Origin of the sequence: Pseudomonas sp. PB120 (assembly GCF_009761815.1) — a bacterium.
GTDB lineage: Bacteria > Pseudomonadota > Gammaproteobacteria > Pseudomonadales > Pseudomonadaceae > Aquipseudomonas.
Map to the genome: position 1 here is coordinate 23,843 of NZ_RWIN01000024.1, position 25,321 is coordinate 49,163.

The following is a 25,321-nucleotide window of genomic DNA, read 5'->3' on the forward strand; positions in this document are numbered from 1 at the left end:
CCGGGGCAAAATGAAGGCCGCTTTCCTGACAGGGACGCGGCCTTCAGCCTTTTGGGGCTTGCTGCGGGATGGAGTTGAGGACCGGGTTGCCGTCCTTGTTGCGGGTCACGTAGACCGGCAGCACCTTGGGCAGGGACGTCACCAGGCTGTTCAATTCCTTGATGTTATAGATGCCGCCGATGCGGATGGCCCCGGTGCTGTTGTCGGCAATCATCAGCGGGTTTTTCAGGTAACGGTTGATCAGCGGCAATGCGTCGGCCAGGGCCAGATCGTCGAGCACCAGTTTGCCGTTGCGCCAGGCCAACGAGTTGTCGTTGTCGTAGGTCTGACTGATGCGCGGAATGTAGTCGCCATGCTTGTAGCTCGCCTGCATCGCAGGCCCGAGGCGCAAGCCGTCACCCGGAAGGTCATCGTTGCTGGTGACCAGCACCGAGCCTTCGATCAGGTTCACTTTCACCTGGTCTTCATACATCCAGACGTTGAACCTGGTGCCCGTGACCCGGATCTTGCCATCGGCCGCCTTGACGACAAACGGGTGAGTCACGTCGTGGCTGACACTGAAGAACGCTTCGCCTTTTTTCAGCGTGACCCGTCGCTGATCCTTGTAGTTGCTGTACGTCAGCTCACTGCCCAGGTTCAGTTCAACCTGGCTGCCATCGCTGAGAGTGACGTGGCGGACGTTGTCATTGGCTTCAAAACGCTGATACGAATTGGGCAACCAACCGAGGTTCCACCCACTGAAAGCTGCCAGCGGCAACGCCAGGGCACACACGGCGGCTGCGATACCAACGGTGCGCCATGGCGTTGCGTGTTTGACCGGGGTGATCGGCACGATGTGTTGTGCCGGTGGCAAATCCCCTGCGACATCCCAGATTTCCAGCATGGCCTCGTACTCGAACGCATGCAGCGGATGAGCATCACGCCACTGCTCGAAGGCTTGCCGCTCTTGAGCGGTGCAATCGGTGGCGTGCAAACGCATGCACCAGTGCGCGGCGGCATCGGTGATCGCATCGTATTCGGCTTGCGTAAGCGGGTTGTCGGTCATTGAATCGTCCTGATTTCGCGCATTCTAACCTTGAGGGGAGTCGGCGAGAACATCAGTCATGGCAATTACCCATCAAACTGCACTTTTTTTTGATTTACGGTGTGCTGGTGTGCAGTTGTCGCCCCAGTTGGCTCAGCAGCCAAGCCACGCTGTCGGCGTTGCCAAGTTGTACCGCCAGCCTTTTATGTGAATCTCGCTTGAAGGTCTCGCGGGCACCGCTCAGGTTTTCTGCGCCGGTTAACGTCAGGATATGCTCCTTGACCCGCACCGTATCTTCATTAGTCGTGCTGCCCAGGTCCTCCCACACTCCGGTGACAGGGTCCTGGGTCATGAACAGTTGTGTGAGTGGGGTCTTGATCGACAATGCGGTGTCCTGAATATGGGTCAACGCATTTTTGAGATCAGTGGCGGTGACGGTGGCCGTACCGATCAGGTCAGAGAAGGGGCGGCCAGGGTCCAGATAGGCAATGTCCTCGGTTTGACACGCAATGTGCGATAGCTCATGCAGCAGTGTCATTGCCCTGGCATGCGTGTTGATGGGGAAGGTCTTGTCGGAGAGATGTTGGCGATAAAGTTCGAAACCAGGATCGAAAAATCTTTCTGCCAGATAGATTTTTTTCTTTTCATCGTTGGGGACGATAAAACCGAAGGTGCTTGCTGCGCCATCGATGACCCTGCCGGCGATAAAACGGCTGGACTTGGCCTTTCTTAGCGTAGGGTCCAACAAGGCAGCAAACATGTCGCCCACGACTTTTTCCAGCTTTTCCACATGTGCGGGCAGCACCTCTGACACACCGAGGAAATCCTTGATCAGTTGATGCACGGGAGTGGCAGTGTCGTCGGCGTTCTTCAGCAGTTGTAAATTTTGAACGCTGTTCCAGGCGTAGCTCGTTGCCTGATCGAGAGCTTCATCAATCTGAAGCGCCCTGAACGGGAAAAGGTGTCGTATCTGCGACATTCCATGGGCGTCGATGTTCATACCGCCCCAGGCCGCTGCCATCGTGTCTAGCCGATTGATCAGACCGAATTGCGGCGTCGGTGTATTCCGGTCGAGCACCCATTGTTTCGATGCGTTTTGCCTTAGAAAAGGACCGACCTTTTTCGTATCACCGATGCGCCAGCGGGTTCCGCCTTTTGTCACCGGAAGGACTTTTCCTTCCACCGGCCCGTACATTTTTTTTGTAATCGGGTGCGCGTAAAGTCCGGGCGTCGAGTCAGGCTTCAACGAACCCAGGTCCACATGGAGGCTTTCATGGCGGATCAGGTCGGTGCGCTCGGGGGCAGTGACCTTGATGTCCTGCCATTTGCAGGCGGCATCGGGTTTTTCCGCTTGCGGTACGGCTGTCGGCAGCGCTTGAGTTTCAAACGATTGACGAAGTGAGGCGAGTTGGGCGATGCCGCTGATGAACTCCCTGATGGCCGCGCCCCACTTGTGAGTTTGCAGGTCCTCGGCAGATTGCTTGATGTCTAGGTAACTGTGGTACACCGTTTTGGGGTAGGCCAGTTTGCCCATGAAGAACGAGTACGCTTCGTGCAGATCTTCACCCAGAACGTGCTTGATGGTTGCCCATGCACTTTGCTGGGTGTCATCGGATTGAAAACCCAACAATCGCGCCAGCAACGCAGCGTTGTCGCGGAACAAGTGTCCGAACAGGTGGCCCTTGATGGGGTTGGATGCCAGCGTAACCTGTGTTTCCGTAGAGTCAGAAGTGATCGGTGTGGCCCGTGCAACACGGTTACTGCGAGTCGCCATCCGGGTTTCCAACAGTATCCGGTCAGGATTCTCAAGGTTCATGAGCACCCAGTTGAGCAAGTCGCTGCTCATCTTCAGTTCATCCAACAGTTGTGTTTCGTTTTTGTATTCCTTGATCCCGTGTCGAGGGCTGTGAGGAGCGACAAGCACCTGCGGTGCCGTGCTATCAATCGATGAACCGATCAGATAGACGCCAGGTACTTTGACGCTTTGTCCGGTCCGCACGCCCAGGAACTCCAGTGGCCGGATGATCGCATGGGCACTGTCGACGGCCGCGCGGGCGATGGCGTCGGGCATGTCCATGACCTGGCAGATCAGGTCAAACCCGGTTTCGCTCAGGCGCTCTTGCAATTTTTCGACGTGAGCGTGGTGCATCAGTTGCCAGGGCAATTGCGTGTAAAAGCGCTTTCTACGGGCTGCGTTCGCCGAGGTGTCCGCAAGGGCATCGCTGAGTATCTTCTGCTGATGCTCACCGGGTTTCAGGTTGCGTACCAGGTCTTTGATGTAGCGTTCGTCCATGCCCTCAGGAATGACCGTGGCGTCCAGCGACGTCAGTTTTATAAGGATAGGGTCCAAGTCCTTGAGGTGAGTCAACGCAAAGTCGGTCAGGGTTTGAGTGCTGGACGCAGACCTCGGGCTTGCGCTGATCTCGATCTGGACCTTGTCCGGATCTATGTTGAACCTGTCTGCCTTGAGTTGCTTTTCCAGTTCATGGTGAGCGGTGCGCTGCAGTGAGCGGATGCCGCTGAGGTAATCCTCGTCATCTTTGACGTTGTGCACGTATTGCTGAAGCAACTCGGCATGCAAGATCAGCTCTTTCAGCGGCGCTTTGGCTAGCCACGCGGGCAATTTTTGCTGGGTGGTCAGGGACTGGGCGATGTCGGTCGCGCGGCGCAGCCCGGTCAGCGGTTCGCGTAGGGCCACCAGATTCAGCAGGCTGGTCAGCGGCGCGGGTGCAAGCGCAGTGGCCAGTGCGCGAGGGACGTCAGTCGGGTCCAGGTGTACAAAGGGCTTTTGCAGATGGTCGAGAAAATGCCCATGCACCGTTTGCAGCGGTGCCAGCACATAGGCCACGCCTGGATTACGCTCGCTACGGGCGAGATTTTCCAGAAGCGTTAAACGATGAGTTTCGTCTTTGAGGCGTCGTTCGAGCTCGCTTAGTAACGGCGTGAGGGCCTTGAAGGCTTCGAATCCCAGTGCCGGCGTCCACAAAATGGCCTTTCCCGAATGCACCGGGTCCAGTCCCCCGCGTTCAGTCAGTACAAAACAACTGGCCAGTTTCACCGGGGTTACGGCAGCGCCGGCCTTCAACGCCAGGGAAAAAACCTCCGGCAAAAAACCGTTCAGTGCAGCTCGCTGCAAGTGGACAGGTGTGTCGAGCACGGTTTTGATGATCGCCTGTTCCGTCGTACCCAAGGTGCGCGAGACGCCGCGAAGCTTCAATTCACTGCGCAAGGCCGTCGACAGGGTATGAGTGAAGCTTGATTGCAAGCTCGCCAGCGAGAGCGCGACCAGTCTCTGCGCATCGGTGAAGGTACTGGTTTTGACGGGAATGGCCGGGTGTTTTTCCAGGAGTTGATCGAGCGCCTCTTCGACAGAGGTCAGCAGCGACAGCTCATATTTCGCCGACTCGCCGCGCACAGTGGCCGGTCGCGCATTCACTCCTCGGTCTGGTCGTGTACTCCAGCGCCCCGCGGCTTCAGCCAGCAGCAAGCGCTGATCGATCAATCCCCGCACATCCAGCGCATTGTCGAGCAGGGCGTGCAGGTCAAGCGTGCCTTCGCTTTCACGGTAACGGTTCAAGGCGTGGCTCAGGTTTTGCCGTTGTTTATCGACGATGTCGGCCATCACTTGTTCAAATACCGGGCCCTTGACCGGCTCGCCCACGATCACGCAATCGTCTGGTTCCAGCGCCAGAAAGGTGCCGCGTTCAACCAGTGACATGAAATTGAGCAGCGTGTGTTCATGACCTTCGCTCCCGAGCATTTGCAGCACGATCTTTTTGACCGCAGGCAGGTTGCTGGTCGCCTCGATGCCGCGAGACGGGTTGTACAGAAAGCCCAGGGTGCTGGCACCGCCGATCATCAAGGTCGAGGCCAGCTCCGCGAAGTGTTTGAAAGGGGCTGTGACCCGTACTTTTTCGATGCGAAGGGGATCGACCGCGGCAGGGGGAAGGCTGACATTCATCAGTTGCAGGTATTCCTGCGTCGTTAAAATGCCCTGCTGGCGCTGCTGCAGCAGCTTTGTGTGAAAGGTGTCACGCATGCCTTCGCCAATAAAACCGATGCGCGACAGGCCATTGCTCATGGGCGTGTTCCAGAACGTGTCGAGCAGGCTTTGCAGGTGCGGCGTAAAACTATGCGCGATCTCTTTTACGGCGCTTTCCCAGGTCTGGTTGTCGGCATCGCTGCTGACGCTGTGCGCGGGATGGGTAAACACCCTGGAGTCCCCCGTCGGCCACTGGTTAGTCAGGTAAAAATGCAGCAGCGCTTCGCTCAGCGACAACGAGGCAATCTTATTGGGCGCCTCGCGGTCGTCAAATGCTGAACCGGTACTGACAAAACTTTTCAGCCGGGTCAGGCGCTGGTCCAGTGTCGGGAACGGCTTGAACAACGCGTGCTTGAGGGCGTCGTCCAGCATGGATTGCAAGGTGGGCATCTTCAGCAGTTCGCCCGCCATGGCCTTGATGTTGTGTTCCTCATGCTCATCTAGGGCGAGTTGCTGGTCTTCGAACACCGCACCGCCGACCTCGGTGGTGGAGAGTTCCAGGGCCGTGGCGGCGGCCAGAGGCAGGCGTTGTTCGATGGAGAGAAAACGCAACAACTCGCGTTTACCCGTGGTCTGCGCCAGCCATCCCTTGAGCTTGCTTTGGAGATCGTCCATGTCGGTAAATTTGATCAAGCCTTTCCACGGGGTGTAGAGCGTGACTTCGCCGTCGTCGGGCCGGCTCATGGCGAAGGCCCCGACCAGTGGAACGCCGGCCTTGCCCGCCAGAGACAGCAGCAGCCGGTGGACGAGCATCGGCTTGATATGCGCTTTGCGGGCCGCTTGAGTCGGTAGATAAACTGTCTTCAGCCAATTCAAATCGTCAAGGGTGAAGTTCAGGGCGTTTTCCCGGTCACCGGGTTGATCGGCAGCGGAGGCACGTTCTGCTTCATCAAAAAAATACGGCAGTGCGGGTGCAGTCATGATGTTTCCTCGATGGGGCGATGGGATGGATCGCCGGTCGTTGGGTCGAGGAACAACAGTAGGGAAGGGAGATTGGCGGTGTGCGGTACATATTGCTCACCCCAATCCGCCGGGGAGACTTGACAGGACGCCGGTAAGAAAGCGCTTAATCGACCTGTTGCCCGTCTCTAATAATAAAACTGGAGCTTCAGATGACCGCTTCGCCTGAAATGGCAGTCAGTTCGGCCAATCCATCACTGGATTTTGATTCTCTCGTTCTGCTGCTCGAACAGATTTTTGTACGCCATGGCACCTCTGCCGACGTCGCCCGGACCCTGGCCCTCAACTGTGCTGGCGCCGAGCGCGACGGGGCCCACAGTCACGGCGTGTTCCGCATTCCCGGGTATGTCTCCACGCTCAAGAGTGGCTGGGTCAACGGCCAGGCCGTGCCGGTGGTCGAAGACGTCGCCTCGGGTTTTGTCCGGGTTGACGCCGGTAACGGTTTCGCCCAGCCCGCGCTTGCGGCCGCCCGCGCGCTGCTGGTGGAAAAAGCCCGCAGTGCCGGGATTGCCGTGCTGGCGATCCGTAACTCCCATCACTTTGCGGCCCTGTGGCCGGACGTCGAGCCGTTTGCCTACGACGGGTTGGTGGCGCTCAGTGTGGTCAACAGCATGACCTGCGTGGTGCCGCATGGCGCCGATCGTCCGCTGTTCGGCACCAACCCGATCGCCTTTGCCGCGCCACGGGCCGACGGCGAGCCGATTGTGTTCGACCTGGCCACCAGCGCCATTGCCCACGGCGACGTGCAGATCGCCGCACGCAAGGGCGAGCGTTTGCCGGCGGGGATGGGTGTGGACGGTCTCGGTCAGCCGACCCAGGACCCAAAAGCAATTCTTGAGGGCGGCGCGTTGCTGCCGTTTGGCGGGCACAAGGGTTCGGCGCTGTCGATGATGGTCGAGCTGTTGGCGGCGGCATTGACGGGGGGTAATTTTTCTTTCGAATTCGATTGGTCGAATCATCCCGGGGCGAAGACGCCCTGGACCGGGCAACTGTTGATCGTGATCGACCCAAGCAAGGCCGCTGGGCAGAGTTTTGCCGAGCGTAGCCAGGAGTTGGTGCGGCAGATGCACGGGGTAGGGCTCAAGCGTTTGCCGGGTGATCGTCGTCATCAGCAACGGGCCAAGAGTGCTGAGCACGGGATTGCGCTGGATGCGCAGACGTTGGCGAATCTGAAGGAACTGGCTGGATCTTGAAAACCTTGTAGGAGCGAGCTTTGCTCGCGATGGTCGTGAACGTAAACGCGTGTTTGCCGGGTAAACGCTTCGTCTCAAAATCCATCGCGAGCAAGCTCGCTCCTACAGGGACAGTCTTTCAATTTCGAATGAGCTTAACGTCGGCCCAGCAGCAACCCGACGACTAGGCCGAAACCGGCGGAGATGGCCACGGTTTGCCATGGATGCCCACCGATGTAAGTCTCGGTGGCCTCAACTGCAGGCAGCGTGCGGTCACGGACGCTGGTCACCGAGTCCCGTGCCTGCTGGAGTTTTTGGGCGATTTGGCCGCGAAGCGTTTCCGCCTCTTCTCCCACCAGTGACGCGCTGCTCTTGAGCAGTTTTTCCGATTCTTCGATCAGCGACTGAAGCTCGCTGAATGCCTGGTCCTTGATTTGTTCTTCGGCGACTTGTGCGGCGGTTTTCCGGGCCATTGAAGGACTCCTTGCAGGTGAATGGACAGTGAACAATGGAGTCTGCCGCGACTGAAAAAGTTGCAGTGATTTTGTACACGGACGTCATCCTGTAGAAAAATCCAGCGCAGGACATTTCTTCCTACAGTGTAAGATGTCGCCTATTTACGCCGCAGGTAACTCCCCATGAGCTTCAATCTGGCCGACAAACCCCTCGCCGAGCGCGCTGCGCTGGAAGATGAAAAATCCCGTCTGTTCGATCTTTGGCAAAGCAACCTGGGCAAGTCCAAGGGCGAGGCTGCGCGGTTGTTCGGTGAGCGCGCCAAGCGCAAAGGCAAGTGGGCCGAGTGGGTCCGTGCCGAGCTCGACGCCATGTCACCGCCAGAATTCGCCAACATGGTGCGCAGCGAAGTCAACCGCCTGATGGCCGCCAAGTAAGCCAGGGCTTCACGCAAAAATAGCGACAATCGCCTCGCGCACTTTCAATACCACCGGATCGAGTTGGGTACTGGTGCGCCAGCCCAGTTCAATCGGGTAGCGCGGCAAGGCCAGCGGGCAGGGCAGCAATACAAGCCCGGTGAGGGCGGCGATGCTCCGGGCGGCATGCGCCGGAATGGTTGCCACCGCGCGACTGCCCTTGAGCAAATGTGGCAACGCCGCAAAGTGCGTAGTTGAAGCGCACACCCGCCGGCTCAACCCCAGCGCCGCCAACCCCTCATCGGTGATCCCGATAAAACCGCCCGATGACACCAGAATGTGCTCGCGGGCGACGAACTCTTCAAGGCCAAGGGTCTGCTGGTCCTCGGCCAGACTGGCCGGGTCCACCAGGCATGCATAATCACCTTCCCCCAACACCTGACGGCTGAGCAGCCGCTCGGCGAAGCCACCGGCGGTAATCGCCAGGTCGATGCTGCGCTCCATCAGGGCGTGCGCGACGATCTGGCTGTGGGTTTGCCGGAAGATCAGCCTCAGCTTCGGTGCCTTATCAGCGATTTCTTCGATCAGGCGCCGGCCATAGGCAATTTCGAAATCATCCGACAAACCCACCGAGACCGAACGGCCGTCGTACTGATGGGCCGCAGGGTCGACCATCGCCAGTGTCTGCCGACATTTGTTCAGCGCATCGCTGACCACCGGTTTCAACTGGTTCGCCTTCAAGGTGGGGGCAAGGCCACGGCCGGTGCGCACGAACAGTTGATCGCCGTACACCTCTCGCAGCCTGCGCAATGCCGCACTGACCGCCGATTGCGTCACGCCCAGGCGAAGGGCCGCGCGGCTGGCGCTGGACTCTTCGTGCAAGGCTTCGAAGACTTTTAGCAGGTTGAGATCGACGTTGGCGATATTCATTTGGCTCATATCATTCAGCAGTGAATCGGGCTTTATTCATGATCCCGTGGCGACCGAGAATGAGCAACACCCGATACGAATGGAGAGATCAAAATGCCCAAGTCAATCGTTGCTGCACTGCAAATCGGCGCGTTGCCCGGCGGCAAGGCGCAGACGCTGGAGCAGATCCTGTCCTATGAAAGCGCAATCATGGAATCCGGGGCGGGACTGGTGGTGATGCCGGAAGCCGTGCTCGGTGGTTATCCGAAAGGCGAAGGCTTCGGCACCCAGTTGGGCTATCGACTGCCGGAGGGGCGTGAGGCCTTTGCCCGGTATTTCGCCAATGCCATCGACGTGCCCGGCGCGGAGACCGAAGCGTTGGCCGGTTTGTCGGCCCGCACCGGGGCCAATCTGGTGATTGGCGTGATCGAGCGCGACGGCAGCACGTTGCACTGCACGGCGTTGTATTTCGATCCGCAGGCCGGGCTCGTGGCCAGGCACCGCAAACTGATGCCCACCGGCACTGAGCGGCTGATCTGGGGCAAGGGCGATGGCTCGACGTTGCCGGTGATCGACAGCCAGGTCGGGCGAGTGGGCGCGGTGGTCTGCTGGGAAAACATGATGCCGCTGCTGCGCACCGCGATGTACGCCAAGGGCGTGGAGGTGTGGTGCGCGCCGACGGTGGACGAGCGGGAGATGTGGCAGGTCAGCATGCGCCACATCGCCCATGAAGGTCGCTGCTTCGTGGTCAGCGCTTGCCAGGTTCAGGATTCGCCGCAGGCCTTGGGCCTGGACATCGCCAACTGGCCAGCGGATCGGCCGTTGATTGCGGGAGGCAGTGTGATTGTCGGGCCGATGGGCGATGTATTGGCTGGACCGCTACGGGGTGGGCCGGGTTTGCTTACCGCGCAGATCGACACGGACGACCTGATCCGCGCGCGTTACGACTTTGACGTCGTCGGCCACTACGCCCGCCCGGATGTGTTCGAGTTGACCGTGGACGAACGCGCCAAGCCTGGCGTTCGCTTCACCGCATAACCACTTAACCCTGTAGGAGCGAGCCTGCTCGCGATGGCGGAGGGTCAGGCAGCCTCTATGTTGGATGTACCGCCGCCATCGCGAGCAGGCTCGCTCCCACAAGGGCTTTCCCACATGCCTTGGGATTGTCTTACCAAGTCCCGGCAGCCGACGTCGGCAGGCTCAGCTTGCCACTGTCGGTAAATCGCATCGTGCCGAACAACCCGCCCGCCAGCTTGCCGCGCAGCACATAAGGCAGGTTGTTCAAGGTTTGGGTCTGGCTCAGCCCCAATGTCTGACGCAGCACCGAGAACGCCGAAACGCTCACCGGCACCGTTAGCACCGTTTCGGAAAAACGCGCAATCGAGCCTGACTGGTCGCTCACACCGGAGGCGAGTGGCTGGCCGTTGACTTCCAGGTCCAGGGCCACGCCGTTGTAGTCGATGACGGTTTCATTGGGATTCTGCACGCGGATTTTCACCGCAAATCGCATTTCCATGTCCTGGCTTTGCAGGGGTTCGAAGCCGACCACGTTGATGTTCAGCGGATCGCGATGGGGGAACAGGGCACAGGCGCTGAGGGAGAGCAGAAGCAGGGCAAGCAGGGCGGCGCGGGCACGGTGCATTGAAGGGCTCTCGTCTGAAAAAGGGCTGAACCGGCAGCGGCTCAACCCTTGAGCATCGTTAGCGGTTCAACTGTGCGACCGCCGCTGGCGCTGCGGGTTCACCCTTGGCCGCGACATCCGGGTTTTCCATGACCTGGAGGATCGAGGCTTCGGGGTCGAAATCATCTTCCTCCAGCTCGATGAATTCCTCGGGCAGGAAGATATTCAGCACGATAGCGCACAACGCCCCCACCGTAATCGGCGATTCGAAGATGTTGTGCAGCGCCCGTGGGAGCTCACGCAACACTTCAGGCACGGCGGCGACACCCAGGCCCATGCCGATGGAAATTGCCACGATCAGCATGTTGCGCCGATGCAGCCCGGCCTCCGCGAGGATCTTGATCCCGGCCACAGCCACCGTGCCGAACATCACCAGCTCGGCACCGCCGAGTACCGGTTTGGGCATCAATTGCAGCACCGCGCCGATCATCGGGAACAGCCCCAGCACCACCAGCAGGCCGGCAATGAAAAACGCCACGTAGCGGCTGGCCACGCCGGTCAACTGGATCACGCCATTGTTCTGGGCAAACGTCACCATGGGCATGCTGTTGAAGACCGCCGCCATGGCCGAGTTGAGGCCGTCGGCGAGCAGGCCGGATTTGATGCGGCGGATGTAAATCGGGCCCTTGACCGGTTGCCGGGAGATCATCGAGTTGGCGGTCAGGTCGCCAGCGGCTTCGAGGGGCGACACCAGGAAGATCACCGCTACGGGCACGAACGCCACCCAATCGAAACTGAAGCCGTACTTGAACGGCACGGGCACGCTCATCAGCGGCACGGCGGGCAGGCTGCTGAAATCCACATGGCCCATGAACCAGGCCACGACGTAACCGAGGGTCAGGCCGATGACAATCGCGCCGAGGCGCAGGAACGGCACATCCACCCGGTTCAACACCACGATGGTCCCAAGCACCAGGGCCGCCAGCACCAGGTGGCTGGCTGCGCCCAGGTCCGCCGCACCGAAGCCGCCGGCGATGTCGGTCATGGCGACCTTGATCAACGACAGGCCCATCAGGGTGATGATCGTGCCGGTCACCACCGGGGTGATCAGCATCCGCAGCTTGCCGATGAACTGGCTCAACACCACTTCGATGAAGGCGGCGAAAAAGCACACGCCGAAGATCGTCGACAGGATTTCATCGGTGCCGCCGCCTCGGGCCTTGACCATGAAGCCGGCACTGAGAATCACACTGATGAACGAGAAACTGGTGCCTTGCAGGCACAGCAGCCCCGAGCCGACCGGGCCGAACCGGCGTGCCTGAACGAAGGTGCCCAGTCCGGAGACAAACAAAGCCATGCTGATCAGGTAAGGCACTTCGCTTTGCAGGCCGAGCGCGCCGCCCATGATCAGCGTCGGGGTAATGATGCCGACGAAACTGGCCAGCACGTGTTGCAGGGCGGCGAAGAGGGTGGCAGTCAGGTGCGGGCGATCATTGAGGCCGTAAATCAGGTCGTTATTGCGCGAAGCGGGGGCTTTTTCACAGGCGGTCATGGTTTTTTGAGCCAGAAGGCGGGCCGGGTCAGAAAATGGAGGCGCAGGATGCCAGAAACGCTGCTTGGCCGAAACAGTGACGGGAGACAACACCCAAAACTACGGGCCATCACCCAAAACCTGTGGCGAGGGAGCTTGCTCCCGCTGGGCTGCGCAGCAGCCCCAAAGCCAGTCAACACGTTCTATCTGAATAACCGCATCGCTTGGGGGGTTGGGGTCGCTGCGCAACCCAGCGGGAGCAAGCTCCCTCGCCACAGGGACCGTGGTTGGCAGCGATTCAGGCGAACGCGGCCAGCAAGTCCTCTTCAAACGCCTTCTGCGCATCACCCGGCACTTGGGCGCGATGGCGGGCAAGATGGAAGGCCACCTCGAAACTCATGTCCTCCAGGCGCACGGCCCGCAACAATCCCTTGTCCTCCCAGCTTTTCGCATAGTGGCTGGGCAGGTAACCGACATGCTTGCCGGAAAGGATAAAGGCGAGGGTGCCTTCGACCTGTTCCGAACGCGCCGAACACCGCTGCCCCTGGAACGGTTCTTCGCTACGCAGGAAGCGGTAAGGGTGATCGACCCGGTCGCAGGCCTGGAGCGCTTGATCGTCCGGCGCGTCATCGGTGAACAGCGGATGGCCCGGAGCGCAATACAGGTGCTGGGTTTCAGTGAACAGTTCACGGTAGTCAAAAGCACTTTGCACTTGTGAGAAATAACCGATGGCCAGTTCCAGCCGTTGCTGTAACAGCAAACGCTCCATTTCGCCGGGCATGGCGCTGATCAGTTCGATGCGCACCGATTCATCCCGCTCGCGAAAGCGCCGGATCGCGTCCGCTACGCGCACCAACACCGATTGATCCAGCGCTTCGGACAACCCCAGGCGCACTTCACCAATCAAACGCCCGGCCACGCCATTGGATTGATGGCGGAACGCTTCGATGGACTCAAACAGCCCACGCGTGGCGCTGAGCAATTGCTCGCCCTTGGGCGTGATCCTGAAGCCGCCCTTGCCGCGACTGCACAGGCGATAGCCCAGTCGCGTTTCGAGCTTGGCCATTTGCTGGCTGATGCTCGACTGGCTCAGCCCCAGTTCACCCTGGGCCGCGCTGAAGCCGCCGCACTCCACCACGTTGACGAACAGGCGCAACAGGTGCAGGTCCAGGTCATGCAGTTGGCCGAGCATCAAACATTACTCCGGGATAAAGTCAGGTTAACAAACTTGATATTTCTCCAATGTATCCGACGTCGCATGCTGCAGCCACTTCCTCTGGTCAGGTGTTCGTCATGGCTCCCGTCTTCAAGCTGTGTTTCCCCGCGCTGTTCCTTGCCATGGCCGTGTCGGCACAGGCCGAGGACAAGGTCGTCAATCTGTACAGTTGGGCCGATTACGTCGCCCCTGAAACCCTGCAGCGTTTCGAGCAGGAGACCGGCATTCACGTTCGCTACGACACGTTCGACGCGCCGGAAGTGCTCGAAACCAAACTGCTCACCGGTGGCAGCGGGTATGACGTGGTGGTGCCGTCCTCCAGCGTGTTGGCCCGCGGATTGGCGGCCGGCGCACTGAAAGCGATTCCCCACGAAGGCCTCAAGGGCTACGCCAACCTTGACCCCGACCTGCTGGAAAAACTCGCAGCGGTCGACCCCGGCAATCAATACGGCGTGCCCTACACCTGGGGCACGCTGGGGCTCGGGATGAATGTCGAGGCGGTGCAGAAGCGCTTGCCGAACGTACCGTTCAACAGCCTGGACATTCTGTTCAAGCCGGAATACGCCAGCAAACTGAAGGACTGCGGCATTGCGATCATCGATTCGCCGCAAGAAGTGATCGGGCTCGCGTTGCACTATTTGGGTAAAGATCCCTACAGCACCGACAAGGCTGATCTGGACGCCGCCCAGGCGTTGTTGCATCAGCTTCAGCCGTCAGTGCTCTACGTCGCCAGCGGTCGCCAGATCAATGACCTGGCCAACGGCACCGTGTGCCTGGCGCTGGCCTACAACGGCGATGCGAGCATGGCCGCCGATCAGGCGCACAAGGCCAACAAACCCTACGAGATCGCCTACCGCATCCCGCGCGAAGGCACGCTGGTGTGGCAGGACAACCTGGCGATCCCCAAGGACGCGCCCCATCCCGAAGCGGCTCGTCAGTTCATTGAGTTCATGTTGCGGCCCGAATCCGTCGCGGCGTTGACCAACACCCTGTTTTTCGCCACCGCCAACCAGGCCGCGACGCCGCTGGTGGATGAAGCCGTGCGTAACGACCCGGACATTTACCCGCCCGACGACGTGCGCAATCGCCTGTACGCCGACCGCAGCATGAACCTCAAGGACATGCGCCAGCGTACCCGTCTGTGGACCACTTTCCGTAGCCGCCAATAATAAGGAACAAGAGATGGACGTCCCGATGCAAAACGATCAAGCCATCACCCGTGACAGTCTTTACGGCACGGCCGCTGAAAGCACCTACGCCGGCATCACCAGTTTTATGCGTCGCCGTTACAGCCGCGACTTGCGGGGTGTCGATGTGGCGGTCAGCGGTGTCCCGTTCGACACCGCCACCAGCAACCGCCCGGGCGCGCGTTTCGGACCACGGGGCATTCGTGCGGCGTCCACCGGGATTGCCTGGGAACGCCATTGGCCGTGGACGTTCGACCCGTTCGATCATTTGGCGGTGATCGACTACGGCGATTGCGACTTCGATTACGGTTCGCCGCAGTCGACGCCGGAAGCCATCGAAGCCCACGCCGAGCACATCCTCGGTGCCGGCAGCGCGATGCTGACGTTCGGTGGCGATCACTTCATCACCTATCCGCTGCTCAAGGCCCATGCCCGCAAGCACGGTGCGCTGTCGCTGATTCACTTCGACGCCCACAGCGATACGTGGCCGGACGAGGAGGGCAAGCGGATTGATCACGGAACGATGTTCTGGCACGCGGCCAAGGAAGGACTGGTGGACCCGTCACGTTCGGTGCAGATCGGTTTGCGCACCACCAATGATGATCATCAGGGCTTTGCGGTGCTGGATGCGCGGCAGGTGCATCGACAAGGAGTGGACGCGATTGTCGAAGCCATTCGGGCGCGAGTTGGCGATCACCCGGTGTATTTGACGTTCGACATCGATTGCCTCGACCCGGCCTTCGCGCCCGGTACCGGAACTCCGGTGTGTGGTGGATTGAGCACGGTGCAGGCGCTGGAAATCCTCGGTGGCTTGCGCGGCATCAACCTGGTGGGCATGGACGTGGTGGAAGTGGCGCCGGCTTATGACAGTGCGGACATTACGTCACTGGCGGCGGCGACGCTGGCCATGGAAATGCTCTGCCTCTACGCGGCCAAACACAAAGTCGACCGCTAAAACACGAACCCCTGTAGGAGTGAGCCTGCTCGCGATAGCGGTCTGACATTCAACGAATGCATTGACTGACAGGGCCCCATCGCGAGCAGGCTCGCTCCCACAGGAGGAGGGGGGGGCGTCACGCGACAGGGATTAGCGGCAGGTCCAGGGTCTGATCACCGCTAAACCGCGCGAACGACCCGGCAATCGATTCATGCGGCACACCCTTCGCCACATCACTCACACCATCAAGCCGTGCCAGTTGCTCGGCACTCAATTGCACCTGCAGCGCCCCCAGCGTCGCATCCAGTTGCTCACGGGTACGCGAGCCGAGAATCGGAATCAGCGCCGTGGTGGAGCGCCTGGCTTTTTCCCGCAGCCAGGCGATGGCGACGTGCGTCGGGCTGGCGTCCAGTTCAGCGGCGACGGCCAGCAAGGTGTCGAGCAAGGCGGTGTCCCGTGCGTTTTTCTCGGTGTGAATCAGCATGCCGAGTTTGGTCGCACGGTTGTCCGCTTCGCTGGTGCGGTACTTGCCCGTGAGGAACCCGCCACCGAGGGGTGACCAGAGCGTAGCGGCCAACCCCAGCGCTTCGGCCATGGGCAGCTGTTCACGTTCAGCAGTGCGTTCGGCGAGGCTGTATTCGACCTGGATCGCCGCAATCGGTGAGAACCCGCGAACCTCGGCCAACAGGTCGGCCCGGGCGATACGCCACGCCGGGAAGTTCGACAGCCCGGCGTAGTGAATCTTGCCGGCGCGCACCAGGTCATCGAAACCGCGCAGGATTTCTTCCATCGGCGTCACGCCGTCGCTCATGTGGGCCCAGAATAGATCGATGTGATCGGTCTTGAGCCGTGTCAGGCTTTCTTCCACGGCGCGAACCATGTTCTTGCGGTTGTTGCCGGTGTGGGAAATCCCGGCGGCGGGCGTAGTCCCTAACGTGTATTTGGTGGCGATGACCAGCCGATCCCGCTCCGCTGCAATGAATTCGCTGAGCATGGCTTCCGACTGGCCCGCCTGATACCCGTTGGCGGTGTCGATGAAGTTGCCGCCGGCTTCGAGGTAGCCATCAAAAATGCGCTTGGCTTCGTCACGATCGGCGCCATGGCCCCAACCGGTGCCGAAATTACCGGCGCCCAACGCCAGTTCCGAAACCCGCAAGCCGGTTTTGCGGCCGAACACTTTGTAATGCATGGGATGACTCCTGAAGAAATGACGTTGGGAATGAATATAAATGTCTAGCGACATGTATTTAATATGATGCTAGTCATATTTGGCGTCAAGGCGCTTTTTCGTCCAGCGAAGAAGGGCCGAGGTCGTGGCATACTGCCGCGCATGAATGTCGACTCCCCCCTCAGCGCGTGGCAGCACGCCATCGAACAAAAAGGCTTCGTACAAGACGAGGCCCAGGAACATGCCGTCTGGGCGCTGCAAAAGTGCTACGAAGCCTTGCACGAGGGCCGTCAGCCGGTCACCGGTGTTTACCTGTGGGGGCCGGTTGGGCGGGGGAAAACCTGGTTGATGGACCAGTTTTACCAAAGCCTGAAAGTCCCGGCCCGACGCCAGCACTTCCATCACTTCATGGGCTGGGTGCATCAGCGTTCGTTTCAACTGACCGGCACCGTCGACCCGTTGAAAGCGCTGGCCCGGGAACTGAGCGAGGAAGTGCGGGTGCTCTGTTTCGACGAGCTGTTCGTGAATGACATCGGCGACGCGATCATTCTCGGGCGCCTGTTCCAGGTGATGTTCGAACAGGGCGTGGTGGTGGTTTGCACCTCCAATCAACCACCGGATCTACTGTACGCCGATGGTTTCAACCGTGATCGGTTCATGCCCGCGATTGACGCGATCAAACAGCACATGCAGGTGATTGCGGTGGACGGCAGCGAAGATCATCGCCTGCACCCAGGCGCGGCGCTGCAACGTTTCTGGGTCGCCGCGCCGGGTCAGGCCAGCGCGTTGGAACCGGTGTTCAAGGCATTGACCATTGGTCAGTCCGTGTCTAGAGAGCCGATCAACGTCGGTTACCGTTCGCTCAATGTGGTGCAGGCCAGTGCGAGCGTGCTCTGGACACGTTATGCCGACCTCTGTGAGCAGCCGTTCGCCGCCATGGATTTCATGGCTTTGTGCGACACCTTCAGCGCTATTCTGTTGAGTGAAGTGCCCAACCTCAGCGCGCAAAAACGCGAAGGGCGCATTGCCCGTGGCACTGAAGACGGTGCCGAACGGGTGGCGGCGGGGGATCGCGAGCTGCCGCAATTGTCGGTGCATGACGACGGTGTGCGGCGATTCATTGCCCTGGTGGACGAGTGCTACGACCGCAAGGTGCCGCTGTACCTTGAAGCGCAGGTGCCAATGGACGCGCTCTACACCGAAGGCTATCTGGAGTTCCCGTTTCGCCGCACCCTCAGCCGTCTACAGGAAATGCAGCTGCAACGCTTCGCCGACGCTTGAACCCAAGGAGCCGTGAACATGACTCAGCCCTTGTCCCACCATTTGCTGACCATGGCCTATCAGAACGCCTGGGCCAACCATCGACTCGCCAAGGCCTGGGGCCAGTTGAATGCGATTGAATTGGCAGCGCCCCGGGTCAGCTTCTTCCCCAGCCTGCGCGCCACCCTCAACCACATCCTGACCTGCGACTGGTTCTACGTGGATGCGCTGGAGCGTGAATTGCGCGGCGATGACCCGCACCCCGAGTGCACGGTATTTTTCAGGCAAGACGAGCCGTTTACCCTGGGCGAAGATCTCAAGCGCGAACAAGCGCTGGTGGACCGGCGCCTGATCGCATACTGCGAACAAATGCGCGACGCCGATCTCGTCAAGATCGTGACCATCGCCCGGAACACGCCGCAGCATGACAGCCGCTTGCGCTTGCTCTCTCACCTGTTCGAACACCAGATCCATCATCGCGGCCAGGTCCACGCCATGCTCAGCGGTACGACGGTCAAGCCGCCGCAACTGGACGAGTTCTTCTGCGCCGGTGAATCGGGTTTGCGGGCCGAGGATTTCGCCGAACTGGGATGGACGGAAGCGTTGATCTGGGGCCATTAAAGTCCTGTTGGCCCATTGCGCCGCCCGCAGCGCTCGCGATAGGGTCGCACGGGTTTACTTCATGTGTGATCGAGGACGGAAATGGAATCCCCAGAAATACTTGTACTTCAGGCCAGCTACACCAACCCGGTGCATGCCGAGGCGATTGGCCTGGTGTTGAATCATTACGCCGAAGACCCGATGGGTGGCGGCCATTCATTACCGGCCGACGTGCTGGAACAGCTCCCGGCAGAGCTGGCCAAGCGTCCCCACGCGTTCAGCGTGCTGGCGTTTGTCGATGGCGAGCCCGCAGGTCTGGTCAATTGTTTTGAAGGGTTCTCAACCTTTGCCTGTCGGCCGCTGGTCAACGTGCACGATGTGGCAGTGGTGAGCCGGTTTCGCGGGATGGGCCTGAGCCAGAAGATGTTACAGAAGGTCGAGGACATTGCCCGTCAACGCGGTTGCTGCAAGATCACGCTGGAAGTCCTAGAGGGCAACGCCGTCGCCCAAGGGTCGTATGAAAAGTTCGGCTTTGCCGCCGGCATGTTCGACCCGGCGCACGGCCGGATGCTGTTCTGGACCAAGGCGTTGTGATGTTGTAGGCGTCAAGCAAGCGTCACACTTTACCTGTGGCGAGGGAGCTCGCTCCCGCTGGACTGCGCAGCGGTCCCTTTTTTGGGGCCGCTTCGCGACCCAGCGGGAGCAAGCTCCCTCGCCACAGAGTATGAGTCGCTTGGTTTTTCGGTCACTTCGGCCTATAGGTCTCGGTGACTTGCGCGGTCTGGTCGTCTGGAACCCAGATCTCCCCATTCTTGGCTGCGTTGGCCTTGCTCTGCTCCTGATGCTGGCCAACCGGGAAGTTCGCGAAGTAATAGCGCATACGTTCAGCTCCACCTTCAGCAAACGCGGTGGACGAAACGAACGTCATCAAGCCTGCGATGATCAAGGGTGCATGTTTCATGGTGTGCCTCCCACTCGGAATGTCGGATGCCTTTCGTCCATGAATCGAAGTTGCGGGGTCATTATCCGCCGAATCGATGAATTGGGAATTAACAACGGAGGGGATGAAAAAGAGAGGGTAGGGGCCGGAACCGGCCCCTGAACACATTACTGTTTGACGATGTCCGGCACAGCCTTGGGTTTCATCAGGCTGAAGTCGATCAATGCCTTCTGCTCGCGCTCATAGGGATTGCCGATCATCAACGGCACGGGTTTGAAGCTGTCACTGACCAGGCTCTTGCTGCGATCCAGTTCATCGAAGCTCAAACCGGCGAGATCCGCCCAGGTATGGATCAGGTGCGAGCTGCTGTAAGGGCGTCCGAGGTCCTGCGCAAAGTTCCAGTCATGGCTTGCGCGCCATTTCGGCGAGGCCCAGGCCATGAACGGAATGGTGTACATCGGCGCCGTTGGCTTGTTCTCGTTGCGACCCAGGGTGTCATGGCCCGCAGAGTCGAAAACGTCTTCGCCGTGGTCGGAGAGGTACAGCAGGAAGCCGTTCGGATCGGTCTTGGCGTAGTCCTTGATCAGGCTGGACACCACAAAGTCGTTGTACAGCACGGCGTTGTCATAGCTGTTGTACGTCGGCAACTGATCGTCGCGCACACCGGCCGGCACGCCATTGCGATCCTGGAACTTGTCGAAGCTCGACGGATAACGATACTGGTAGCTCATGTGTGTGCCGAGCAAGTGCACGACGATCAACTTGCGCGGTGCCGCGTCAGCCAGGGCCTTGTTGAACGGCTCGATGACATCGCCGTCGTACTGCGCGGCATTCTGGTTGCGGTTGTTGTTCAGGTACACCTGCTCGTCGGCCTGCTCGGAGAAGGTCGTGAGCATAGTGTTGCGCTTGGTCATGGTCTGCTGGTTGGTGATCCAGAAGGTCTTGTAACCCGCCTGTTTCATCATGCTGACCAGCGACGGCGTCGACAGGTACAGGTCCGGGCTTTCTTCATCGGCAAACGTCAGCACCTGCTGCAACGCCTCGATGGTGTAGGGGCGTGGCGTGATGACGTTATTGAAGACCGCCAGCTGATCCTTGAGTTTGTCCAGCTCCGGGGTGGTTTCCCGAGGGTAGCCGTACAGGCTCATGCGCTGGCGGTTGGTAGATTCGCCGATCACCAGCACCAGGGTCGCCGGCTGATTGGCCATCGCGTCCTTGAGGTTGTGCAGCGGCGGAATCTTGCTCGCGCTGTGCAGCATGTCCTGCATGCCGGCCAGCGTATCGAGATAGCGGTGATACGCCACCGCCATCTGCCATGGCACCGCCGGCTCGATACGGGTTTCGAACTTATCGAAACCGCTGGCCAGGCTGCCGGTGTGCACCGTCTGCTTGATCAACGGATAACCCACCACGGCCAGCAGGATCGCGGCCGCGGCCACCAGCGCACGACCACGCGGCATGTACACCGGGCGCAGGCGCGTCCACAGGAAATACGCAACGAGCGTGTGGGCGAGGAATGCCGCGACCATCCACCAGGCAAAATACTGGGTCATGTACTCGCCAGCTTCAGAGACGTTCGACTCGAACATGATGAAGATGACGCTTTGGGAAAATTCCTGCTGATAGATGAAGAAGTAACCGAGGCTGGCCATCGAGCACGCCCACAGCACTACACCGATCAAGGCTGCCATGACGCGTGTTTGCTTGGGGAACAGCAACATCGGAGCCAGCCAGATGGCGCTCATCACGAAGGCTTGGCGGAAACCGGTAAAGCCCGACGTACCCGTCAGTTGGATCAGTAGTTGGGTAATGCCGGAAAAATACCAGAAGAACAGGAACAGCCAGATAAAACCTGCCCAATCGAAACCTTTCGCAGACGTATTGCTGCGATTTGACAAAGACATTCAACGCTCCAACCAGAAAACACGTCACCGCGACTTCAACGTCACTGACGAACGGACGCCGCGCAGAAACACGCGGCAACAATGAACCAAAGTATCCCCAGCCAAATGTGAAAAATTCGTGAAAAACCGAAGCTTGGGCAAGGCGGGCAACGTGGCGCAAGCAGCAAACGCTGCTTGCGAATGAAGCGAGGGGGATCAGGCGTGCGGGGTGCGATGCAACACAGGGACGGGCTGGGCCAGATACCCTTGAGTCTGTTGGCGTAATTGAGCCAGCTCTTGCTTGAGCAGCTCGTTCTCGTCTTTCAACTGACGCCATTCATCACGACGGACAGTGATGTAGAGGGTTTGTACCGGTGGTGCTGTATGTACTGTGCCCATTGCTCACCTCGCAAACGGTGTGTTTCAACTGTAAATCCGCTCCGGGATCGGATGCTGATCTACTATCGGCGCTGATTTTGATTTCTTTTGCGCATGAAGGGAACTTTTTTATTTTTTGCGGTCGTTGTGTCTTCGGCTTGAATTGCGACGTTATCAATCTGTATCGGGCACAATGCCCGGAAACTATGTGCCCCGACGCTGGACTAACTCGATGAGTCGCGTTGGGCTATAACCATTGACACACTTTATTTGTAGTAAGGAGCATCAGCACATGCAACTCGGGATTATTGGACTGGGCCGCATGGGCGGTAATATTGCGCGGCGCCTGATGCTCAACGGCCATACCACCGTTGTGTACGACCGCAATACCGCTTTCGTCGATACCTTGAGCGAAGAGGGCGCCACCGGCGTTGCCGATTTGCCGGCGCTGGTCGCTGGCCTGGCGAAACCACGAGCGGTGTGGGTCATGCTGCCGGCAGGCGCACCGACCGAAGACACCATCGACACCCTGAGCACCTTGCTCGAAGCCGGCGATACCATCATCGACGGCGGCAACACCTTCTATAAGGATGACATCCGCCGGGCCAAGACCTTGTCGGAAAAAGGCCTGCACTACATCGACGTCGGCACCTCCGGCGGCGTCTGGGGCCTGGAGCGCGGTTATTGCATGATGATCGGCGGCGACGCCGAGACCGTCAAACGCCTCGATCCCCTGTTCGAGAGCCTGGCACCGGGCCTGGGCGACATTCCCCGCACCAAGGACCGCAAGTCCGATGACGACCGTGCCGAGCGTGGCTACATCCATGCGGGCCCGGCCGGCTCTGGCCATTTCGTGAAGATGATTCACAACGGCATCGAATACGGAATGATGCAGGCGTTCGCTGAAGGCTTCGACATTCTCAAGACCAAATCCAGTGAAGCCTTGCCGGAAGATCAGCGTTTCGACTTGAACGTCGCCGACATCGCTGAAGTCTGGCGTCGTGGCAGCGTGGTGTCCTCCTGGTTGCTCGACCTGACCGCCGATGCGCTGGCCAGTGACCCGAAACTCGACGGATTCTCTGGCTCGGTGGCTGACAGCGGGGAAGGTCGCTGGACCATCGAAGCGGCTATGGAACAATCGGTTCCCGTACCGGTGCTGTCGAACTCGCTGTTCTCGCGTTATCGTTCGCGCGGCCAGGGCACCTTTGGCGACAAGATCCTTTCTGCCCAGCGCTTCGGCTTCGGCGGCCACGTGGAGACACCGAAAAAATGACCGGCCTGATCCGCAATAAATCCAAGGCAGAACCTGCACCACCGACCACGCTGTTCCTGTTCGGCGCCCATGGTGACCTGGTCAAGCGCTTGCTGATGCCGGCGCTGTACAACCTGAGTCGTGACGGTTTGCTCGGAGATGGATTGCGGATCATCGGCGTTGACCACAACGCCATTACCGATGAAGCCTTTGCGCAGAAGCTCGAAGATTTCATTCGCGCCGAAGTGGCCAGCAAGGTCGGCAAGGGCGATCAAGCGCTTGATCCGGCCTTGTGGGCCAAGCTGGCCAAAGGCATCAGCTACGTCCAGGGCGATTTCCTGGACGACAGCACCTATCAAGCCCTGGCGGCGAAAATCGCCGCCAGCGGCACTGGCAATGCGGTGTTCTACCTGGCCACCGCGCCACGTTTTTTCAGTGAGGTGGTGCGCCGACTCGGCGCCGCCGGCTTGCTGCAAGAGTCCCCTGACGCCTTCAGAAGGGTGGTGATCGAAAAACCCTTTGGTTCCGACCTGCCGACCGCTGAGGCCTTGAACGCTTGTCTGCTCAAGGTCATGACGGAAAACCAGATCTACCGGATCGACCACTACCTGGGCAAGGAAACCGTGCAGAACATCCTGATCAGCCGGTTCTCCAACAGCCTGTTCGAAGCGTTCTGGAACAATCACTACATCGACCACGTGCAAATCACCGCCGCCGAAACCGTCGGCGTGGAAACCCGTGGCAGTTTTTATGAGAACACCGGCGCCTTGCGCGACATGGTGCCCAATCACCTGTTCCAGTTGCTGGCGATGGTGGCGATGGAACCGCCAGCGGCGTTTGGCGCCGACGCGGTTCGCGGGGAAAAAGCCAAGGTGGTCGGGGCGATCCGGCCATGGTCGGTCGAAGAGGCCCGGCTCAATTCCGTGCGAGGCCAGTACGCGGCCGGTGAGCTCGACGGCAAGCCGTTGCCGGGTTATCGCCAGGAAAACAACGTCGCCCCGGACAGCAACACCGAAACCTACGTCGCGCTGAAAGTCATGATCGACAACTGGCGGTGGGTCGGCGTGCCGTTTTACCTGCGCACCGGCAAGCGCATGAGCGTGCGCGACACCGAGATCGTGATCTGCTTCAAACCGGCGCCTTATGCGCAGTTCCGCGATACCGAAGTCGATGAGTTACAGCCGACGTACCTGCGGATCCAGATTCAACCCAACGAAGGCATGTGGTTCGACTTGCTGGCCAAGCGGCCGGGTCCGGCGCTGAAGATGGCCAATATCGAGCTGGGCTTTGCCTACAAGGACTTCTTTGAAATGCAGCCGTCCACCGGCTACGAAACCCTGATCTACGATTGCCTGACCGGCGACCAGACGCTGTTCCAGCGCGCCGACAACATCGAGAACGGATGGCGCGCGGTGCAGCCATTCCTCGATGCCTGGCAGCAGGACTCGACGGTGCAGACCTATGCGGCAGGCGAGGACGGACCGCAGGCTGGCGAAGAGTTGCTGAACCGCGACGGTCGCGTCTGGCATAGCCTCGGATGAGTGAGCCAACGCAACGACCCATCCGTTTTTTGCTGAGTGACATGGACGGCACGCTATTGCTGCCCGATCACAGCCTCAGTCAGCGCACCATTGAAGCGGTGCGTTCCTTGCGAGAGGCGGGCGTGCTGTTCAGCCTCGCCACCGGCCGCCCACCGAAAGCCATGCTGCAACAGATCGAAGCCCTGGGCGTTGACCTGCCGACGGCAGCGTTTAACGGCGGGACGATCGTCAACCCGGATGGCAGTTTGCTGGTCGCGCATTATTTGCCGGCAACCGCTGCGTTGATCGCGCTGGCGTTGTTCGTTGATCAACCGGGTGTTGAAGTGTGGGTGTTCAGTGGCGGCGACTGGCTGCTGAAGGACCCGACCGGCCCGATGGTGCCGCGCGAGCAAAAGGGCCTGGGTTATCCGCCGGTGGTGGTCGAGAGTTTCGAACCGTTTCTGGAGCGGATCGACAAGATCGTCGCGACCAGCAACAACACGCAATTGTTGATCGAGCTGGAGGCGCAATTGCTGCCCAAGGTCGAGGGCCAGGCGCAGGTCTCGCGTTCACAGCCGGTTTACCTGGACGTGACTGCCTTGCAGGCCAACAAAGGCGCGGCGCTGGCCACCCTGGCCGAGTTCCTCGGTGTGCCGCTTGAACAAACGGCGGCCATCGGCGATGGCGGCAATGACCCGGCGATGTTTCATCGTGCCGGGTTGTCGATTGCCATGGGGCAGGCGGAAGAAGCGGTGAAACACCAGGCCGATGTGGTGACGGGCACCAACACCGAAGACGGCGCGGCGCAGGCGATCGAGCGGTACATCCTTTCTCGATAATTCACACCGCTCC

Annotated in this window: 23 protein-coding genes; 12 read left to right on the forward strand and 11 right to left on the reverse strand. The window is 59.9% G+C overall.

Annotated features, from left to right (window positions below):
- Nucleotides 1–43 precede the first annotated feature (43 nt).
- Together EJA72_RS03775 and EJA72_RS03780 are read right to left on the reverse strand one after the other, a co-directional pair.
- Complete coding sequence (locus tag EJA72_RS03775; protein ID WP_157710200.1) at nucleotides 44–1,045, reverse strand: FecR family protein; 1,002 nt, start codon at nucleotides 1,043–1,045, stop codon at nucleotides 44–46.
- Between the two features lie 94 nt (nucleotides 1,046–1,139).
- The gene (locus tag EJA72_RS03780; RefSeq protein ID WP_372240670.1) at nucleotides 1,140–5,534 is read right to left on the reverse strand and encodes a dermonecrotic toxin domain-containing protein; all 4,395 of its coding nucleotides are present in this window, start codon (nucleotides 5,532–5,534) and stop codon (nucleotides 1,140–1,142) included.
- Here EJA72_RS03780 and EJA72_RS29090 point away from each other — a divergent pair.
- Together EJA72_RS29090 and EJA72_RS03785 are read left to right on the forward strand one after the other, a co-directional pair.
- Nucleotides 5,517–5,858, forward strand: a complete 342-nt coding sequence (locus EJA72_RS29090) for a hypothetical protein (protein WP_256679623.1) — start codon at nucleotides 5,517–5,519, stop codon at nucleotides 5,856–5,858. The two genes, EJA72_RS03780 and EJA72_RS29090, sit on opposite strands and share 18 nt — an antisense overlap.
- Before the next feature lie 320 nt (nucleotides 5,859–6,178).
- Nucleotides 6,179–7,219 carry an Ldh family oxidoreductase gene (locus EJA72_RS03785; protein ID WP_157710202.1) on the forward strand — a complete coding sequence of 347 codons (1,041 nt, stop codon included), beginning with the start codon at nucleotides 6,179–6,181 and terminating at the stop codon, nucleotides 7,217–7,219.
- A gap of 134 nt (nucleotides 7,220–7,353) precedes the next feature.
- Here EJA72_RS03785 and EJA72_RS03790 read toward each other — a convergent pair whose 3' ends face one another.
- Nucleotides 7,354–7,671, reverse strand: a complete 318-nt coding sequence (locus EJA72_RS03790) for a YqjD family protein (protein WP_157710203.1) — start codon at nucleotides 7,669–7,671, stop codon at nucleotides 7,354–7,356.
- Between the two features lie 165 nt (nucleotides 7,672–7,836).
- Between EJA72_RS03790 and EJA72_RS03795 the strand changes: the two genes are divergently transcribed.
- Complete coding sequence (locus tag EJA72_RS03795) at nucleotides 7,837–8,088, forward strand: hypothetical protein (protein ID WP_010460650.1); 252 nt, start codon at nucleotides 7,837–7,839, stop codon at nucleotides 8,086–8,088.
- A gap of 9 nt (nucleotides 8,089–8,097) precedes the next feature.
- Here the strand turns inward: EJA72_RS03795 and EJA72_RS03800 are convergent, their stop codons facing one another.
- Nucleotides 8,098–9,006 (reverse strand): LysR family transcriptional regulator, encoded by a 909-nt coding sequence (locus EJA72_RS03800; protein ID WP_157710204.1) that lies wholly within the window; start codon nucleotides 9,004–9,006, stop codon nucleotides 8,098–8,100.
- Nucleotides 9,007–9,090: 84 nt separating this feature from the next.
- Between EJA72_RS03800 and EJA72_RS03805 the strand changes: the two genes are divergently transcribed.
- Nucleotides 9,091–10,014 (forward strand): carbon-nitrogen hydrolase family protein, encoded by a 924-nt coding sequence (locus EJA72_RS03805; protein WP_157710205.1) that lies wholly within the window; start codon nucleotides 9,091–9,093, stop codon nucleotides 10,012–10,014.
- A gap of 130 nt (nucleotides 10,015–10,144) precedes the next feature.
- Here EJA72_RS03805 and EJA72_RS03810 read toward each other — a convergent pair whose 3' ends face one another.
- The 3 genes from EJA72_RS03810 to EJA72_RS03820 form a co-directional block, all read right to left on the reverse strand.
- A complete protein-coding gene (locus EJA72_RS03810; RefSeq protein ID WP_157710206.1) occupies nucleotides 10,145–10,618 on the reverse strand; it encodes an LEA type 2 family protein in 474 nt (157 codons plus the stop codon).
- 58 nt (nucleotides 10,619–10,676) lie between these two features.
- Nucleotides 10,677–12,149 carry a nucleobase:cation symporter-2 family protein gene (locus EJA72_RS03815; RefSeq protein ID WP_157710207.1) on the reverse strand — a complete coding sequence of 491 codons (1,473 nt, stop codon included), beginning with the start codon at nucleotides 12,147–12,149 and terminating at the stop codon, nucleotides 10,677–10,679.
- Nucleotides 12,150–12,426: 277 nt separating this feature from the next.
- Complete coding sequence (locus EJA72_RS03820) at nucleotides 12,427–13,320, reverse strand: LysR family transcriptional regulator (RefSeq protein WP_157710208.1); 894 nt, start codon at nucleotides 13,318–13,320, stop codon at nucleotides 12,427–12,429.
- A gap of 101 nt (nucleotides 13,321–13,421) precedes the next feature.
- On the opposite strand from EJA72_RS03820, the gene EJA72_RS03825 reads away from it, so the two are divergent.
- Both EJA72_RS03825 and speB read left to right on the forward strand, forming a co-directional pair.
- Nucleotides 13,422–14,513 carry a polyamine ABC transporter substrate-binding protein gene (locus tag EJA72_RS03825; protein WP_157710209.1) on the forward strand — a complete coding sequence of 364 codons (1,092 nt, stop codon included), beginning with the start codon at nucleotides 13,422–13,424 and terminating at the stop codon, nucleotides 14,511–14,513.
- Between the two features lie 13 nt (nucleotides 14,514–14,526).
- Nucleotides 14,527–15,486, forward strand: a complete 960-nt coding sequence (gene speB, locus EJA72_RS03830; RefSeq protein WP_157710210.1) for an agmatinase — start codon at nucleotides 14,527–14,529, stop codon at nucleotides 15,484–15,486.
- 118 nt (nucleotides 15,487–15,604) lie between these two features.
- On the opposite strand, the gene EJA72_RS03835 is transcribed toward speB, so the two are convergent.
- Complete coding sequence (locus tag EJA72_RS03835; RefSeq protein ID WP_157710211.1) at nucleotides 15,605–16,657, reverse strand: aldo/keto reductase; 1,053 nt, start codon at nucleotides 16,655–16,657, stop codon at nucleotides 15,605–15,607.
- A 141-nt stretch (nucleotides 16,658–16,798) separates the two neighbouring features.
- Between EJA72_RS03835 and zapE the strand changes: the two genes are divergently transcribed.
- The 3 genes from zapE to EJA72_RS03850 all read left to right on the forward strand — a co-directional run bounded on the left by zapE (nucleotide 16,799) and on the right by EJA72_RS03850 (nucleotide 19,090).
- Nucleotides 16,799–17,917 carry a cell division protein ZapE gene (gene zapE, locus EJA72_RS03840; protein WP_157710227.1) on the forward strand — a complete coding sequence of 373 codons (1,119 nt, stop codon included), beginning with the start codon at nucleotides 16,799–16,801 and terminating at the stop codon, nucleotides 17,915–17,917.
- An 18-nt stretch (nucleotides 17,918–17,935) separates the two neighbouring features.
- Nucleotides 17,936–18,517, forward strand: a complete 582-nt coding sequence (locus tag EJA72_RS03845; RefSeq protein WP_157710212.1) for a DinB family protein — start codon at nucleotides 17,936–17,938, stop codon at nucleotides 18,515–18,517.
- Nucleotides 18,518–18,598: 81 nt separating this feature from the next.
- Nucleotides 18,599–19,090: a GNAT family N-acetyltransferase gene (locus tag EJA72_RS03850; RefSeq protein ID WP_157710213.1), complete on the forward strand. Its 492-nt coding sequence runs from the start codon at nucleotides 18,599–18,601 to the stop codon at nucleotides 19,088–19,090.
- Between the two features lie 151 nt (nucleotides 19,091–19,241).
- Here the strand turns inward: EJA72_RS03850 and EJA72_RS03855 are convergent, their stop codons facing one another.
- The 3 genes from EJA72_RS03855 to EJA72_RS03865 form a co-directional block, all read right to left on the reverse strand.
- A complete protein-coding gene (locus tag EJA72_RS03855) occupies nucleotides 19,242–19,457 on the reverse strand; it encodes a hypothetical protein (RefSeq protein WP_157710214.1) in 216 nt (71 codons plus the stop codon).
- Between the two features lie 146 nt (nucleotides 19,458–19,603).
- Nucleotides 19,604–21,340, reverse strand: coding sequence for a phosphoethanolamine transferase CptA (locus EJA72_RS03860; protein WP_157710215.1), 1,737 nt, complete (start codon nucleotides 21,338–21,340; stop codon nucleotides 19,604–19,606).
- Nucleotides 21,341–21,535: 195 nt separating this feature from the next.
- A complete protein-coding gene (locus EJA72_RS03865) occupies nucleotides 21,536–21,718 on the reverse strand; it encodes a DUF6026 family protein (RefSeq protein ID WP_157710216.1) in 183 nt (60 codons plus the stop codon).
- 247 nt (nucleotides 21,719–21,965) lie between these two features.
- Here EJA72_RS03865 and gnd point away from each other — a divergent pair, with 247 nt between their 5' ends.
- Genes gnd through EJA72_RS03880 form a run of 3 tightly spaced genes read left to right on the forward strand, consistent with a single transcriptional unit; the run spans nucleotide 21,966 to nucleotide 25,308 of the window.
- Nucleotides 21,966–22,970, forward strand: coding sequence for a phosphogluconate dehydrogenase (NAD(+)-dependent, decarboxylating) (gene gnd / locus EJA72_RS03870; RefSeq protein ID WP_372240671.1), 1,005 nt, complete (start codon nucleotides 21,966–21,968; stop codon nucleotides 22,968–22,970).
- The gene (gene zwf, locus EJA72_RS03875; RefSeq protein WP_157710218.1) at nucleotides 22,967–24,490 is read left to right on the forward strand and encodes a glucose-6-phosphate dehydrogenase; all 1,524 of its coding nucleotides are present in this window, start codon (nucleotides 22,967–22,969) and stop codon (nucleotides 24,488–24,490) included. Before gnd ends, zwf begins: the two co-directional genes overlap by 4 nt.
- Nucleotides 24,487–25,308: an HAD family hydrolase gene (locus EJA72_RS03880; protein ID WP_157710219.1), complete on the forward strand. Its 822-nt coding sequence runs from the start codon at nucleotides 24,487–24,489 to the stop codon at nucleotides 25,306–25,308. Before zwf ends, EJA72_RS03880 begins: the two co-directional genes overlap by 4 nt.
- The last annotated feature ends 13 nt before the right edge of the window (nucleotides 25,309–25,321 follow it).